Annotated in this window: 13 protein-coding genes; 3 read left to right on the forward strand and 10 right to left on the reverse strand. The window is 66.5% G+C overall.

Annotated elements, in window-relative coordinates:
* Positions 1 to 62 precede the first annotated feature (62 nt).
* The 9 genes from PX653_RS24145 to PX653_RS28400 form a co-directional block, all read right to left on the reverse strand.
* Positions 63 to 563 carry an FxDxF family PEP-CTERM protein gene (locus tag PX653_RS24145; protein ID WP_277415214.1) on the reverse strand — a complete coding sequence of 167 codons (501 nt, stop codon included), beginning with the start codon at positions 561 to 563 and terminating at the stop codon, positions 63 to 65.
* A 156-nt stretch (positions 564 to 719) separates the two neighbouring features.
* Positions 720 to 1,223, reverse strand: a complete 504-nt coding sequence (locus tag PX653_RS24150) for an FxDxF family PEP-CTERM protein (protein ID WP_277415215.1) — start codon at positions 1,221 to 1,223, stop codon at positions 720 to 722.
* Between the two features lie 102 nt (positions 1,224 to 1,325).
* Positions 1,326 to 2,657 (reverse strand): sensor histidine kinase, encoded by a 1,332-nt coding sequence (locus PX653_RS24155; RefSeq protein WP_277415216.1) that lies wholly within the window; start codon positions 2,655 to 2,657, stop codon positions 1,326 to 1,328.
* Positions 2,657 to 4,000 (reverse strand): sigma-54-dependent transcriptional regulator, encoded by a 1,344-nt coding sequence (locus PX653_RS24160; protein WP_277415217.1) that lies wholly within the window; start codon positions 3,998 to 4,000, stop codon positions 2,657 to 2,659. Before PX653_RS24160 ends, PX653_RS24155 begins: the two co-directional genes overlap by 1 nt.
* A gap of 91 nt (positions 4,001 to 4,091) precedes the next feature.
* Positions 4,092 to 5,333 (reverse strand): ABC transporter permease, encoded by a 1,242-nt coding sequence (locus PX653_RS24165; RefSeq protein WP_277415218.1) that lies wholly within the window; start codon positions 5,331 to 5,333, stop codon positions 4,092 to 4,094.
* An 18-nt stretch (positions 5,334 to 5,351) separates the two neighbouring features.
* Positions 5,352 to 6,662, reverse strand: coding sequence for an ABC transporter permease (locus PX653_RS24170; RefSeq protein ID WP_277415219.1), 1,311 nt, complete (start codon positions 6,660 to 6,662; stop codon positions 5,352 to 5,354).
* Positions 6,663 to 6,671: 9 nt separating this feature from the next.
* Positions 6,672 to 7,364, reverse strand: a complete 693-nt coding sequence (locus PX653_RS24175; RefSeq protein ID WP_277415220.1) for an ABC transporter ATP-binding protein — start codon at positions 7,362 to 7,364, stop codon at positions 6,672 to 6,674.
* Between the two features lie 30 nt (positions 7,365 to 7,394).
* Positions 7,395 to 8,666 carry an efflux RND transporter periplasmic adaptor subunit gene (locus PX653_RS24180; RefSeq protein ID WP_277415221.1) on the reverse strand — a complete coding sequence of 424 codons (1,272 nt, stop codon included), beginning with the start codon at positions 8,664 to 8,666 and terminating at the stop codon, positions 7,395 to 7,397.
* Between the two features lie 172 nt (positions 8,667 to 8,838).
* A complete protein-coding gene (locus PX653_RS28400) occupies positions 8,839 to 9,294 on the reverse strand; it encodes a hypothetical protein (protein ID WP_371876383.1) in 456 nt (151 codons plus the stop codon).
* A gap of 81 nt (positions 9,295 to 9,375) precedes the next feature.
* Between PX653_RS28400 and PX653_RS28405 the strand changes: the two genes are divergently transcribed.
* Positions 9,376 to 10,443: a MutS-related protein gene (locus PX653_RS28405; RefSeq protein ID WP_371876384.1), complete on the forward strand. Its 1,068-nt coding sequence runs from the start codon at positions 9,376 to 9,378 to the stop codon at positions 10,441 to 10,443.
* Positions 10,444 to 10,856: 413 nt separating this feature from the next.
* Here PX653_RS28405 and PX653_RS24190 read toward each other — a convergent pair whose 3' ends face one another.
* Positions 10,857 to 12,650 carry a phosphoethanolamine transferase gene (locus tag PX653_RS24190; RefSeq protein ID WP_277415223.1) on the reverse strand — a complete coding sequence of 598 codons (1,794 nt, stop codon included), beginning with the start codon at positions 12,648 to 12,650 and terminating at the stop codon, positions 10,857 to 10,859.
* A 308-nt stretch (positions 12,651 to 12,958) separates the two neighbouring features.
* Between PX653_RS24190 and rpsL the strand changes: the two genes are divergently transcribed.
* Together rpsL and rpsG are read left to right on the forward strand one after the other, a co-directional pair.
* Positions 12,959 to 13,342 carry a 30S ribosomal protein S12 gene (rpsL, locus tag PX653_RS24195; RefSeq protein WP_130186567.1) on the forward strand — a complete coding sequence of 128 codons (384 nt, stop codon included), beginning with the start codon at positions 12,959 to 12,961 and terminating at the stop codon, positions 13,340 to 13,342.
* Between the two features lie 112 nt (positions 13,343 to 13,454).
* Positions 13,455 to 13,925, forward strand: coding sequence for a 30S ribosomal protein S7 (gene rpsG, locus PX653_RS24200; RefSeq protein ID WP_050409780.1), 471 nt, complete (start codon positions 13,455 to 13,457; stop codon positions 13,923 to 13,925).
* The last annotated feature ends 97 nt before the right edge of the window (positions 13,926 to 14,022 follow it).

Genomic DNA, 14,022 nt, shown 5'->3' on the forward strand with positions numbered 1-14,022 from the left:
ACGTAAAAAAAGACGCCGAGGCGTCTTCTTTTTCATGGGGCACCGGCGAACCGGCGCGCCAATCAAGCTTGCTTGCGGCGACGTGCCAGGAAGGCCATTACGCCCAGGCCGCCGATCAGCATGCCGTAGGTGGTTGGCTCTGGAACGGCCGACGTTACGTCCATCGTGCCCGAGTAGCTGGCGTTGGTGCCGAAGGCCTTGCCCGTCAGGACCAAGGTCAGCGTGCCGTTGACTGGCAGGCCGAAGAATTCAACTTCGGATTTTACAGCACCGTTGGTGATGTCCAGCGCCACACCGTTCAGCGTTGCGCTGTAGAAGTCGATGTTGTTGACGCGGGTCTGCACGTTCTTGACGAAGCCGGTAGCTTCAGCAGGAATGCCGCCGTATTTGAACGTCCACGTGTCGGTGAAGTCGCCGACTACGTGGTTGGTTTCGAAACCTTTGGTCCAGCTGCCAGCATCGTCGCCGACCAAAGCGATGACTGGGGAGGTGTAGTTTTCAGCCATGGCGCCACCGAAGGCGGTGCTCAGGAGTGCGGCCAGAACGATCGATTGCAGTTTCATACTAAGATTTCCTCAAATGCCAAATTGGTTATCGAGTTGCTAAGATACATTGTGCTATCTGTTGTTGTCAATCGTTTATTACCATGTCTTCAAAAAAAATATAAATGCACAACGAAAAGGGCGCCGCAGCGCCCTTGCCTTTGCTGTGGGAAATGTTCAGCTACGTCGCCGCGCCAGGAAGGCCAGGATGCCCAGCCCGCCTATCAGCATGCCGTAGGTCGCCGGTTCCGGTACCGGCGAGATATTGATCGTGCCCGCATAGCTGGCCGAGGCCGCCCAACTGGCGGTATCGACCGTGCCGTACACGGTCAAGATCAATGGCCCCGGGATGGGTTCCTGCAGCATGTAGGCGAACTCATAGACGCCGGTCGGGCTGAGCGACATCGCATGCCCGTTGATCGCCGCATAGGTGAAGTCGATGTCGGTATCGGCATTGAAGCCGATCGTGATCAGGCTGGCATCCACCAGCCACTCGCCATAGGTAGGCGAGAACGTGATGGTGTCCTGAAATGTGCCGCCCTCGTAGTGAGTGATACCAAAGGCGCCCGTCAGGTTGGGCCAGGCGTCCCCTGCCAGGTTGACGTTGGCGGTGATGTCGTCCGCCTGCGCGCCGGTGCAGGCCAGCAGCGCCGCGGCCAGTGCAATGGTCGATAATTTCATGGTTGTGTCCCCGGTGAAAAGCGGCCCCCACGGTCCGCATACCTTCACGATAGGGCGCGCCCCGACGTTTGCAAAAGCTAAGGATGCGCGGGCTGAGCGCCGTCAATCTGTCAGGTAAACCGACGGCAGGATCAGCGTGACGGCCAGGCCGCCGCCGGCGCGATTGGCCAGCGTGATGCGCCCGCCATGCGCTTCGGCGATTTCGCGCGCCAGCGCCAGCCCCAGGCCCGTGCCGCTGCGCTTGGTCGAGTAGAACGGCACCAGCGCATTGGTCAGCACGGTATCGCTCATGCCCGGTCCGGCGTCCTGCACGTCGATGCGGACCACGTCCTGCACGCGCCGCACGGCCACCGTCACGGCCTCCGGCGGCGAACCGGACTCGTGGGCGTTCTTCAGCAGGTTGAGCAGCGCCTGTTCCAGCTGCGCCGCATCGAAGGCGCAAGGCTCGGCGGGCAGTTCGCCCTGCACACGAAACGGCACCTGGTCGGCCAGTCTGGCAATGAAATCCTGCCAGCGCTGCGGTTCCAGGCGCGGCGCCGGCAGCTTGGCGAAGCGGGCGTAGCCGAGGATGAATCCCTCCAGGTGACGCGTGCGCTCCTCGATGGTGGCCAGGATCTGCGGCAGGCGCTCGACCTGGCCGCGCCGCACCAGCTCCGCGCCGGAGTGGGCCAGCGACGTCAATGGCGCCAGCGAGTTGTTCAGTTCATGACTGATGACGCGGATGACTTTCTTCCACGTCTGCACTTCCTGCCGGCGCAGCTCCGAGGTCAGCTGGCGCAGCAGCAGCAGCTCGTGGCGGCGCCCGTTCAGGTTGAAGCGGCGCCGCGCCAGGTGGAACACATCCTCGTCTTCGCCGTCGCCGGTGGTAAACAGGCCGTCGCCGCCCCGTGCCACCGCATCGGCCAGCGCCGGCGTGGCCTTGCCGAGCAGTGCATCGAGGCGCTGGCCTTCCAGCTTGCGGCCCTCGTCCAGCATCTGGCGCGCGGCGATATTGGCGTAGACGACCGGGCCGTTGTCCGCCACCAGCAGCATCGCGACGGGCGTGTTCTGCACCATCGTATCGAGCAGCAGCTCGCGCTGTACGAGGTCGAGGCGCTGGGCACGCAGCACTTCGCCCAGTTCGTTGTGCGCGGCTACCAGGTCGCACAGCTCGTCGTTCTGCGGCCAGTAAAGGCTGAACGAGAAATCGCCGTCGCGGTAGCTGGTCACGGTGCCGGCCAGGGCGCGGAACAGCGACAGCATCGGCATCAGTTGGGAACGGATCGTGATGATGGAGAGCGGCACCACGCACAGCAGGCAGACGCCCAGCACCAGCAGCGGGCGATTCGGGAACCAATACTCCAGCGCCAGCGCGATGACGATGCCCAGCGTGAGCAGCGTGCCGACCAGCGCCGACCAGCGCGTCAGCAGCGAAAGCCGCAGGCCGGATGTCATCAGGGCCGGCCGATGCCCAGCCGCTCCATGCGCCGGTACAGCGCCTGGCGCGACAGGCCCAGGTCGGTGGCCGCCTGCGCGACGATACCGTTGGCCCGCGCCAGCGCCTGGCTGATGGCATCGCGGTCCGGTTCCGCTTCCGCCGGGGCTCCAGGCGGCAGCGCGACGGCCGGCAGGCCCAGGTCGGCCACGCCGATGTCATGGCCAGTGGCGAGCAGCCGCGCGCGTGCCATGACGTTCTTCAGTTCGCGCACGTTGCCGGGCCAGGGATGCGCGAGCAGGGCCGCTTCCGCGTCCGCCCGCAAGGTCTTGGCGCCGCTCAGGAAGTGGCGCGCCAGCGGCAGGATGTCGCCCGGCCGGCCCGCCAGCGGCGGCAGCTTCAGTTCGATGACGTTGAGGCGGTAGTACAGGTCCTCGCGGAACGTGCCGGCGCGGATCATCGCGGGCAGGTCGGCATTGGTGGCGCTGACGACGCGCACCTGCACCTGCCGCTCGCGGTTCGACCCGAGCCGCTCGAAGCGCCCCGTCTCCAGTACCCGCAGCAGTTTCATCTGGCCGGCCAGCGGCAGGTTGCCGATCTCGTCGAGGAACAGCGTGCCGCCGTCGGCCGCCTCGAACTTGCCTTCGCGCGCCTTCGAGGCGCCCGTGTAGGCGCCCGCGTCGGCGCCGAACAGTTCCGCTTCGATCAGCTCGGCCGGCAGCGCGCCGCAATTGAGCACGACGAACGGGCCGTCGCGCACGGGCGAGTTGGCCTGGATGATCTCGGCGATGCGTTCCTTGCCGGTGCCGTTCGGCCCGCTGATCAGCACGGGCACGTCGGCCCGCGCCACCTGGCAGGCCAGGTGGATGACGCGTTCCGTGGCGGGGTCCTGCCATACCATGCCGCGCAGGTCGTACTGTTCCAGCTCGCGCCGCTGGCGCAGTTCGCCCTGCAGGCGCTGGCGCAGCACGCGGTTGGCCTGGCCCAGTTCCAGCAGGTTCTTGACGGTGGCGATCAGGCGCTGGTCGTCCCACGGCTTGGCCAGGTAATCGGCCGCACCGGCCTTGATCAGGTCCACGGCTGCGTCGAGGTGCGTCCATGCCGTCAGCAGGATCACGGGCAAGTCCGGGTGGCGCTTGCGGATCGCCCGGAACAGCGCCACGCCTTCCTCGCCGGACGTGGTGTCGGCCGTGAAGTTCATGTCCTGGATCACCAGGTCGATGGCGGCGCCAGCGCGGTCCAGTGCGGCCAGCCCTTCCTCCGGCGACGCGGCGCGCAGCGTCTCGATGTCGTGCAGCGAGAACAGCACTTCCAGCGCCATCGCGATGGCGGCGTTGTCGTCGATGATGAGTACAGTGGGCATGGCCGTCAGCATACCTCAAGCGGCAGGGCCCGTGTCCACCATGGGGTCACACCCCAACCCGGACACGAGCCCGGCAGTTGCCGCGTTGCGCTCACACGACGCCGCGGGTGGCGGTGGCCGGCGAGATGCTGGCGGCCCGCCATGCCGGGCCGTACACGGCGGCGATGCCCAGTGCCAGGAAGATGAGGGCGCCGCCGATCAGGTAGCCGGCCGGCAGGCGCGCCAGCTCCAGCGTCGAGACCAGCAGGTGGTTCAGCGCCAGGGCGCCCAGCAGCCCGACCGCGACGCCTGCGCTGGTGATCATCACGTTCTCCACGACGAAGTAGCGCAGGATGTCGATGCGCCGCGCCCCGAGCGCACGGCGCACGCCGATCTGCTTGCGCCGCTGCGTCACCCACAGGCTGGCCATGCCGACGATGCCGCTGGCCGTGACCAGCATCAGCAGCACGCTGACCGTCACCAGCATCCACGCCAGCCCACGGTCGGCGCGGTAGCGTTCGAGCCGGTCCTTCTCGAACGTCAGTGCGCGAATGATGACGCGGTTGCCCGCGTCCTTGCGCAGCGCCTCCTCGGCTTCCTTGATGACGCGTTCCCGTTGCCCCGGCTCCGCTCGTACGGTGTACATCGCGCGCGGCTTGCTGATGCGCCGGATCGGCTGGACGATCGACATCTCGGCCCGCTCGCCCACTTCGGCTCCGGTCGACTGCAACCGTTCGACGACGCCGACGATGCGGGCCGGTTCCGCATCCTTGCCGGTGCCGAAGTACAGGGTCTTGCCGACGTAGGTCGTGGCGTCCGGCCACAGCTTGTGCGCCAGCGCCTGCGTGACGATCACGACGTCGACCTGGTAGTCGTCCTTGTTCATGTCCAGGTCGGCCACCTCGGTCGGCAGGAAGTCGCGCCCTTCCGTGAGCTTCAGGCCCCACGTCTTGACCAGCGAATCGGGCGACACGTAGAACGCGGCGCCTGTCGTGATCTTCAGCTGGTCCGGGCTGGCCGAGATGCCCGTGTTGTTGCCCGAGCGGGACAGCGGCGCCTGGTTGGTCTGGGCTACAGACTGCACGCCCGGGACGGCGCGCAGCACGTCGCGCTGGCGCGCCTGGCTGGCCACCATGTCGTTGAACGTGGGCTGGTTTTTCAGTTCGCTCACCTGCAGGTAGAAGATGTCTTCCTCGGCGACGACGCCGGACGGGCGCGCCGCCACGGCTTGCCGTTCGCTGACGATATGCAGCGCGTTGGCCAGGATCGCGAGACTGAGCGCGACCTGCACGGCCACGAGGATCGGGCCGGTCTTGCTGCGCAACAGCGCGGACAGGATGGGACGGATTTCCATGATCGCTCTCCGGTGAGTTTATTGCGATTTCAGTTGCAGGGCCGGCGTCACCTGGCAGGCGCGCCACGTCGGCAGCAGGCCCGCCAGCAAGGCGGCGGCTACCGCCAGCAGGAACGTCACCGCCAGCATGGTCCAGTCCATCCGCGCCACCAGCGCCAGCTGCTTGGACTGCAGCGCGATCAGCGCCAGCGCGCCCAGTGCCAGCAGCAGTCCCAGCGCGCCGCCGGCCAGGCCGATCACGGCCGTCTCCGTCAGGAATTGGTGGAAGATCTCGCGGCGCGACGCGCCCAGCGCACGGCGCACGCCCACCTCGGCGGCGCGGACGGAGAACTTCGCCAGCAGCAGCCCGACCGTATTGACGAGGCACAGCAGGAGGAAGCCAAAGGCCAGCCAGGCCGACAGCTTGTTGTCGTTGCCGACCACCTTCAGGTGCTCCATCCATTCGGTCAGGTTGTACAGGTCGTTGGGCGCCTTGCGCGGCATGCGCCCCAGCTTGCGCTGCTCGGCCGCATAGCCGTCCAGCCAGTCCTGCAGGGCGGGGCGCTCGCCGGCCGACCGCAGCTCGAACCAGAACTGCAGCCATGTGCACTCGCTGTCGATGAAGGCCTGGTAGCCGGGCCCCGCGTTGCCCGTGCAGTTGGTGTTGCCGTAGTTGTTCCATTCATGTCGCACGGCGCTGGCCAGCGGCACGAAGAGTTCGTCCTCGCGGTCGAACGCCCCCATGCCGACGATGCGGTGGAAGCGCGGCACCGGATTCCACGTGTCGATCACGCCCGTGATCAGGAAGTCGAAGCCCTCGAAGCGCACGCGCCGCCCCACCGGGTTGACGTCGCCGTACAGCTTTTCGGACAGGGCCCGCGTCAGCACGATCACGTCGGCGCCGGCCTTGTCGTCGGCCGCGCTCCAGGCCTGGCCATACAGGAACGGGATCTCGAACATTGCAAAGAAGTCCCGCGTGGGTCCGCCGCCGGCCACGGCAAACGGCGCCAGGTCCTTGCGCTCCGGCTGCAGCGAGCCGCCCACGCCCATCATCGCGGTGCGCCGCTCGCCCGGACCGCTGGCCAAGAGGTTCATGGCGTCGCGGTAGGTCACCTGGTGGTCGTTCGGCTCGTCGCCGGGCGAGTAGCCCTCCAGCGGGCCGTTGTTGAAGACGGGGACCAGCAGGCGCTCGCTCTTGTGCGGCATCGGATTGCCGGACATGACGTGCAGGATCGTCAGCGTGCTGACGCTGGCCGCCACGCCGACGGCCAAGGTCAGCACCATCAGCGCCGTCAGCGCCGGGTTGCGGCGCAGGTTGCGCAGTCCCAGCTTGAAGTAATAGGCGAACATGGCGGCTCCTTACGCAACCAGCGTGGGCGACTTCTTGACCAGGTCCGAGACCTGGCCGTCGATGATGTGCACGTTGCGCTGCGAGCGCGCCGCCAGTTCCGGATCGTGCGTGACCATCAGGATCGTCGTGCCTTGCGCGTTGATCTCTTCGAGCAGCTCCATCACGCCGCGCGCCATCTGCGTATCGAGGTTGCCGGTCGGTTCGTCGGCCAGCAGCAGCTTGGGCGAACCGGCCAGCGCACGCGCGATCGCCACGCGCTGCTGCTGGCCGCCGGACAGCTCGGCGGGGAAGTGCTTCATGCGCGAGGCCAGGCCCACTTTCGCCAGCGCGTCCTCGATGCGCTCGCGCCGTTCGGCCGCGTTGAAGCCGCGATAGCGCAGCGGCACGTCGACATTGTCGAACAAGGACAGGTCCGGGATCAGGTTGAAGCCCTGGAAGATGAAGCCCAGCTTTTCGTTGCGAAGGCGCGAGCGCGCGTTGTCGTCCATCCCGCGGACATTGACGCCGTCCAGGATGTATTCGCCTTCCGTGAACTCCTCGAGCAGGCCGGCGATGTTCAGGAAGCTCGTCTTGCCGGAGCCGGAGGGCCCCGTCACGGTGACGAATTCGCCCTGCCTCACGTGGATCTCGAAGCCGCGCAGCGCGTGCGTCTCGATCATGTGGGTGCGATAGACTTTGCTCAGGTTTTGCATGCGCAGCATGGTGGCCTCGGGATCTGGGAATGGATGGATTCAGCGGTTGATGGAGACGCGCGCGGCGTTCTCGAACGTTTCGGTGCCGGCGACGACAACCTTGTCGCCTTGTTTCAGGCCGCCGGCGATTTCGACGGCATTGACGCTGGTGGCGCCCAGGCGCACGGGCGTGCGCACGGCCACGCCGTCCTGCACGACGTAGGCGTAGCGGCCGCCCTCCGATTCGACGAACGGTCCGCGCGGCAGCAGCAACACGCCGGGCTTCTCGTCGATCAGCAGGCGCGCCTGCACGCGCTGGCTCTGGCGCAGGCCATCGGGCTGGCGGCCGTCGAAGCGCACGCGCGCCAGCACCTGGTTCTTGACGACTTCCGGCGACAGTGCGGACAGCTTGCCGGTGGCGGTGGCGCCGTTGACGGTGATCTCGGCGCGCATGCCGAGGCCCAGGTCGTTGACGTACGTCTCGGGCACTTCCAGCTCCACTTCCAGGGCCGACAGGTCGACGAGCGTCATCAGCGGCGTGTTGGCCTGCACCACGCTGCGGTTGGCGACGTTGAGCGTGCCGATGAAACCGTTCACGGGTGCGCGCACCGTCAGTTCGTCGACGCGGCGCTGGGCGTTCGCCAGCGTCAGCTTCTGCCGCTCCAGCTGCGCCGTCTTGGTCTTCAGCGCCAGTTCCACGTCGTCCTGCTCCAGGTTCGACGCCTGGCCCGCGTGGCGCGCGCGGATCTCGGCGGCGCGCAGCGCGTCCTTGGCCTTCTGGTAGTCGATCTTGGCGACGACGCCTTCGTTGGCGACGCCATCGTAGCGCTCCAGCGTGCGCTGGGCGGACAGGCGCTCGATCTCGGCCGTGTCGGCGTCGCGCTGCGCCAGCAGCTTCTGCTTGCGGGCCAGGATGCGCTGGCGTGCCACCTCGGCGGCCAGTTCCTGGTAGCTCGATTGTTCCTTTTTCAGTTCGTCGGTCAGGTCGGGCGATTCCAGCACGGCCAGCACGTCGCCCTGCTTGACCGTGTCACCGGCGCGCACCTTCAGCGTGACGGTCGACGACGGCGCCGTCGAATACAGCGTGGGGCTGATCGCGGCGACGATCCGGCCGTTGACGGCGGCATCGCGGATCAGCGTGCCGCGCGTCACGTCGGCGATGCGCAGCCGGCTGGCGCTGACGGCATGCTCGCTGCCGCGCCAGCTGCCGAACGCGGCGGCGAAGGCGGCCGCCACGGCGACGGCGCCAGCGGCCAGCAACAGGCGCCGGCGCAGGGCCTGGCCGCGCGGCGCGGCGATGACGGTGTCCTGGTGAGAAGTGTCGCGGATCATGGCAAAAAGGATAAGTGGTTCGATAGCGCAGGCATTGCAGGAAGCGTGCCATCGGCTAAGTCATTGATCCGATGAGGATTGTTTACTGCGTGTCCGCTGTCCGAGGCTGTCCGCCGTGTCCGCGCCGTCCGCGCCTTGATTTATTGGCAAGCGTACTGCATATTGCCAGGCGTTAATCGACAAGGACAACCATGGGCTGGCTTACGCTCCTCACCGGCACCGACGACAGCGTCGCGGACCATCCGTTCAGCCGGGCCACCGTCGGCCAATACCACACGCTGACGGCAGCGCCGGACGAGCAGGGCATGGATGCGCAGACGGCGCGCGACATGCTGCTGGACGAGTATGCGGACCGGCTGGGCACGGGCACCAGCCTGTGCGGCCGCCAGGCGCTGCACCGGCGCCTGCATGGCGTCACGCCGGCCGCGCCCGAGCGGGTGCGCGCGCTGCTGGCCGCGCCGGACCTGCTGGCGCAGGCGGTGCAGGCGTGCCGGCCGCTGCGCCGCGCCGAGGCCGACGTCGTGCCGGCGCTGTTTGGCGCGCCGCTGGCGCCCGCACCGGGCTGGGCGCGCTGGCTGTCGCTGCTGCCGGTCGCCTGGCTGGCCAGCGTGGCGCTTGCATTTTTCATTCCGCTGGGCTGGGTGGCGGCGGTGGCGCTGACGTTCGTGCTGGTGGCGCTGCAAGCCGCCTGGCACGAGCGCACGCAAGAGTGGGACAGCGTGCTGCTGCCGCTGCGCTCGCTGCTGGACGTGCACCAGGCGCTGGGCAGCCTGGCCGACACCAGCGGCGTGCTGGCGCCGTTCGTACCGGCGGCGGTCCAGGCGGGCAAGCTGCGCCGCCTGTTCGCGCTCTCGATCGCGGACAGCATTCCCGGCCAGCGCGAATACCGCGACTGGCTGCTGCAGGCCAACGTCAAGCGCTATTTCGCCTCGCGCGCGGCCGTGGTGCGGCACCTGGCGTTCCTGCGCTCCAGCTATCGCCTGGTGGCGGAGCTGGAAGCCGACTGCGCGCTGGCGCGGCATTTGCAGGCCACGCCGTTCTGCTGGGCGCAGTCGTCCGATGGCCGGGCCGTGGGCCTGCGCGCCGTCGTCCATCCGCTGCTGGCCCGGCCGGCCCCGGTGGACTTCGCGCTGGTCGATGGGCCGGTGCGTTCGTCTCCGGCCAGAACGGTGTCGGCAAGAGTACGCTGCTGCGTACGCTCGGCATCAACCTGGTCGCGGCGCGCGCGTTCGGGTTCTGCTACGCCGCGTCGGCCCGCGTGCCCGCGCTGCCGGTGTACGCCAGCATGCAGAGCGAGGACGCGATGGACAGCGGCGAAAGCTTATATATGGCGGAGCTGCGCCGGGCACGCGAACTGCTGGCGCTGGCCCGGCGCGGCCCGGCCGTGTTCGTCATCGACGAGATTTTCCGCGGCACCAACCACCTGGAATCGGTGTCGGCCGCGACGGCGGTGCTGCACGAGCTGGCTCGCGACCACCTGGTGCTGGTGTCGTCGCACAACCTGGAGCTGGCGCCCCTGCTGCGCGACCGGCTGCGGCCGTTCTGCGTGGAGGCAGGCGCGCACGGCGTCGCCGTCCGCCCGGGCGTGCTGCGCGAGACCAACGGCATCCGCCTGCTGGCCGACAGCGGTTTTACAGCGGACATCGAACGCAATGCGGTGACGGTGTTCCAGTGGCTGAGCCGCCACGCGCGCGGGGAGGACGCGGGCCCGCCTCCGGTGCTGGACGGGTCGCCTGCTGCCAAGAAGGCCGAGCTCGTGTCCCATTCCGGTGACTGACCCCGTGGTGGGACACGGGCTGGGCTGTAGGCACGCGTCACAAATCGGGGACAGCCTCCGATTCGCTATTCGGTATTCCAGGACAGTCCCGGAAGCCTCCTAGCGCTTGCGGCCCGGCTTCTTCGCGATGATCTCGCGGCAGCCGCCGCGCACGGTGGCGTTGTCGTAGTCAGTCCAGCCACACTGAATTGGGGACAGCCTCCAATTTCGAGAATTGGGGACAGCCTCCAATTTCGGGGAGCGTCATGTTCGGGAATTGGAGGCTGTCCCCAATTTGCTGTAAGGCCGAGCTCGTGTCCCATTCCGGTGACTGACCCCGCGGTGGGACACGGGCTGGGCTGTAGGCACGCGTCGCAAATCGGGGACAGCCTCCGATTCGCTATTCGGTATTCCGGGACAATCCCGGAAGCGCCCTAACGCTTGCGGGCCGGCTTCTTCGCGATGATCTCGCGGCAGTCGCCGCGCACGGTGGCGTTGTCGTAGTCGGTCCAGCCGTAGCTGTCGACGTAGCGGGTGTGCTTCTTCCAGGCGCCGTTGACGAAACTCCATTCCAGCCGGTCGTCGGGGTAGCGGATGTCGGCCACGTCCAGCAGCGTGTGGAAGATGTTTTCGGTCGCCAGCCGGGCCTTGCGGTGGCGCTGCAGTTCCTTCACTTTCCTCGGATAGCGCTCGCGGTACTGGTCGGAATACCACATGAAGGCGGGGACGCGGAATTCGTGCTGCGTGTTGTGGCCATGGAAGGCGAACTTGCAGCTGCCGTCGTACAGCGTCTGGCCGTGATCGGCCACGTACAGCAGCGCGGCCGGGCGCTGGGCCGCCTTCAACTGGCCGATCACTTGCGCCAGGAACCAGTCGCTGTACAGGATCGAGTTGTCGTAGCTGTTGTTCAGCTGTGGCTTGATGGCCAGGTCCGTGTAGACGGGCTTGTCCACGCCGAACAACGATGGCTGCCACTTGTCGAACGCCTTCGGGTGGCGCTGGCTGTAGTTCCAGTGGCTGCCCAGCGAGTGCAGCACGATCAGCTTCTTCGGCGCCTTGTCCGCCAGCGCCTGCCGCAGCGGCGCGAACAGCACCTCGTCGTAGTTGGAGCGGTTGGTGAAGCCGCCCAGGTTGGTGAACTGGATCACGTCGGCCTCGCGCGCGAACACGGAGACGGGCGTGTCGAACTTGCCGAACGAGATCTGGTTGGACAGCCACCAGGTCCGGAACCCCGCTTCCTTGTAGGCGGTCAGGAACGACTTCTCGTTGAAGCCGTCCTCCAGGCTTTCGCGCGCCGGCTTGCGCGAGATGATGACGGGCACGGACAGCCGGGTGGCGGAGACGGACGTGATCACGTCGTTCAGCGGCACCAGGTTCGCCTCCTGCGCCAGCAACGGGTTGGTGACGCGCTGGTAGCCGAACAGGCTCCAGCGGTCGCGTCGGGACGATTCGCCCAGCACCATGACGACGACCTCCGGTGTGTCGTCCGGGCTGGCCTGCCGGGCACCGAAGCGGAAATTGCGGCTCGTCTCGTTCAGCGCGGCCAGGTAGCGGCGTTCGCGGTAGAAGTCGACGCCGCGTGCGAACAGCCCGAAGGGCCAGGAATCGATGAACGCGTCGAAGCGGGCCGGCGGTTGCGCCCAGCCGGGCAGGGGCGGCAGCGCCAGGCCCGTCAGGTGCACGCCCCGGTCCGCCGATGCCGCGGCGGAAGCGGATGGCGCGGGCGTGCGCGCCGTGCCGAATTCCCAGCCATAGGCGGCCAGCGCGCCAAATACGGCCAGCAGGCCCAGTGCCGTCCAGCGCGACGGCCCCTGCCAGTACAGGTCCGTGCTCTGGCGTGCGGCGCGGAAGGCCAGCACCCACCAGACGGCGACCAGGGCCATGATGAACAGCATCGACCAGACCTTACTGCCCAGGAACTCCATGGCCTCCATCGGGCTGGTTTCCGCCAGGATACCCAAGTGATGCGTGGAGATGCCCTGGCCGTAGAACACGAGCAGGTAGATCTCCGTCGGCAGCGCCATGAAGGCGGGGATCAGGAGCCAGTGGAACCAGGCCGGCCGGCCGAACAGCGCCCACACGGCTGTCCAGGCAACGATCTCGATGCCCAGCACGGGCCAGCCGGCGGGCATGGGCTTGCCCAACAGCACGGGGATATACGGCACCGCGGACAGGGCCAGGTAGCTCAGCAGGACGAACAGGGGGGCGGGGCGCAGCAACGGTCGCATACAAGATAGCCAGGGAAATTGCCCGCTATTATCAGTGCTTTTCCGCTGGAGGGGCGACACGGTCGCGCCCACCCTGGGGGCTCGCCCTTGGGTCACCGTTGCCTTGCCTAATTAGTTTGCAAACAGGTTGACTGGGCCATGGGCAACGCTTATACTCGCGAGTTCTCATTTTAGTCTGCACATGGTATACGCGCTGCCTGCACCACCCGGGGCCCGCTGCGAGGTGCGGATGAGATCAGGTTTTAGCCCCCGGGGCGGTCCGCCGCGCCCGGGATGTCAACAGCAGTAATTTTGTTGGATTTAGAACGATGCCAACCATCAATCAATTGATTCGCAACCCACGTACCGCACTGGTCGTGAAGAGCAAATCGCCGGCACTTGAAAATTGCCCGCAAAAGCGTGGCGTGTGCACCCGCGTGTACACCACCACTCCAAAGAAGCCTAACTCGGCTCTGCGTAAGGTCGCCAAAGTGCGTCTGACCAACGGTTTCGAAGTCATTTCGTACATCGGCGGTGAAGGCCACAACCTGCAGGAACACAGTGTCGTGCTGCTGCGCGGCGGTCGTGTGAAAGACTTGCCAGGTGTGCGTTACCACATGGTTCGCGGCTCGCTGGATACCCAGGGCGTCAAAGACCGTAAGCAGGCTCGCTCGAAGTACGGTGCGAAGCGCGCTAAAGCCGCCAAGAAGTAATTCTTGCAATTTAATTGAGTTGAGGCGGTCGCGAGACCGAGTAAGTGTGAGGTCATGATGGCCTTGCGCGAGTGCCCTGAGGCACTCAACTGAAGACAGGAAGGAAATAGAAATGCCACGTCGTCGTGAAGTACCCAAGCGCGAAATCCTGCCGGATCCAAAGTTCGGCAACACCGAAGTCGCCAAGTTCGTCAATGTTCTGATGCTGTCGGGCAAGAAGTCCGTCGCTGAAAACATCATCTACGGTGCGTTCGACCATATCCAGCAGAAGTCCGGCAAGGACCCTCTGGAAGTGTTCGCCGCAGCGATCAACAACGCCAAGCCGCTGGTGGAAGTCAAGTCCCGCCGCGTCGGTGGCGCCAACTACCAGGTGCCGGTTGAAGTGCGTCCAGTACGCCGCCTGGCCCTGTCCATGCGCTGGCTGCGTGAAGCCGCCAACAAGCGCAGCGAAAAATCCATGCCACAACGCCTGGGCGGTGAGCTGATGGAAGCTGCGGAAGGCCGCGGCGGCGCGATGAAGCGCCGTGACGAAGTGCACCGCATGGCAGAAGCGAACAAGGCGTTCTCGCACTTCCGCTTCTAAAAATTCCGGCCGGAATTTCCGGCCTTATCTGTTGTTCAAGCCGGGCACATTTTTGGTTGAAAAAATGCTGCTCGGTTTTGTCCATTAAAAGATTTAG

Source organism: Pseudoduganella chitinolytica (assembly GCF_029028125.1).
GTDB lineage: Bacteria > Pseudomonadota > Gammaproteobacteria > Burkholderiales > Burkholderiaceae_D > Rugamonas > Rugamonas chitinolytica.

Excerpts from the sequence above, each read along its gene's own strand:
- PX653_RS24145 (WP_277415214.1), bottom strand. The coding sequence starts at position 563 with ATGAAACTGCAATCGATCGTTCTGGCCGCACTCCTGAGCACCGCCTTC.
- PX653_RS24150 (WP_277415215.1), bottom strand. The coding sequence starts at position 1,223 with ATGAAATTATCGACCATTGCACTGGCCGCGGCGCTGCTGGCCTGCACC.
- PX653_RS24155 (WP_277415216.1), bottom strand. The coding sequence starts at position 2,657 with ATGACATCCGGCCTGCGGCTTTCGCTGCTGACGCGCTGGTCGGCGCTG.
- PX653_RS24160 (WP_277415217.1), bottom strand. The coding sequence starts at position 4,000 with ATGCCCACTGTACTCATCATCGACGACAACGCCGCCATCGCGATGGCG.
- PX653_RS24165 (WP_277415218.1), bottom strand. The coding sequence starts at position 5,333 with ATGGAAATCCGTCCCATCCTGTCCGCGCTGTTGCGCAGCAAGACCGGC.
- PX653_RS24170 (WP_277415219.1), bottom strand. The coding sequence starts at position 6,662 with ATGTTCGCCTATTACTTCAAGCTGGGACTGCGCAACCTGCGCCGCAAC.
- PX653_RS24175 (WP_277415220.1), bottom strand. The coding sequence starts at position 7,364 with ATGCTGCGCATGCAAAACCTGAGCAAAGTCTATCGCACCCACATGATC.
- PX653_RS24180 (WP_277415221.1), bottom strand. The coding sequence starts at position 8,666 with ATGATCCGCGACACTTCTCACCAGGACACCGTCATCGCCGCGCCGCGC.
- PX653_RS28400 (WP_371876383.1), bottom strand. The coding sequence starts at position 9,294 with ATGAAAAATGCAAGCGCCACGCTGGCCAGCCAGGCGACCGGCAGCAGC.
- PX653_RS24190 (WP_277415223.1), bottom strand. The coding sequence starts at position 12,650 with ATGCGACCGTTGCTGCGCCCCGCCCCCCTGTTCGTCCTGCTGAGCTAC.
- rpsL (WP_130186567.1), top strand. The coding sequence starts at position 12,959 with ATGCCAACCATCAATCAATTGATTCGCAACCCACGTACCGCACTGGTC.
- rpsG (WP_050409780.1), top strand. The coding sequence starts at position 13,455 with ATGCCACGTCGTCGTGAAGTACCCAAGCGCGAAATCCTGCCGGATCCA.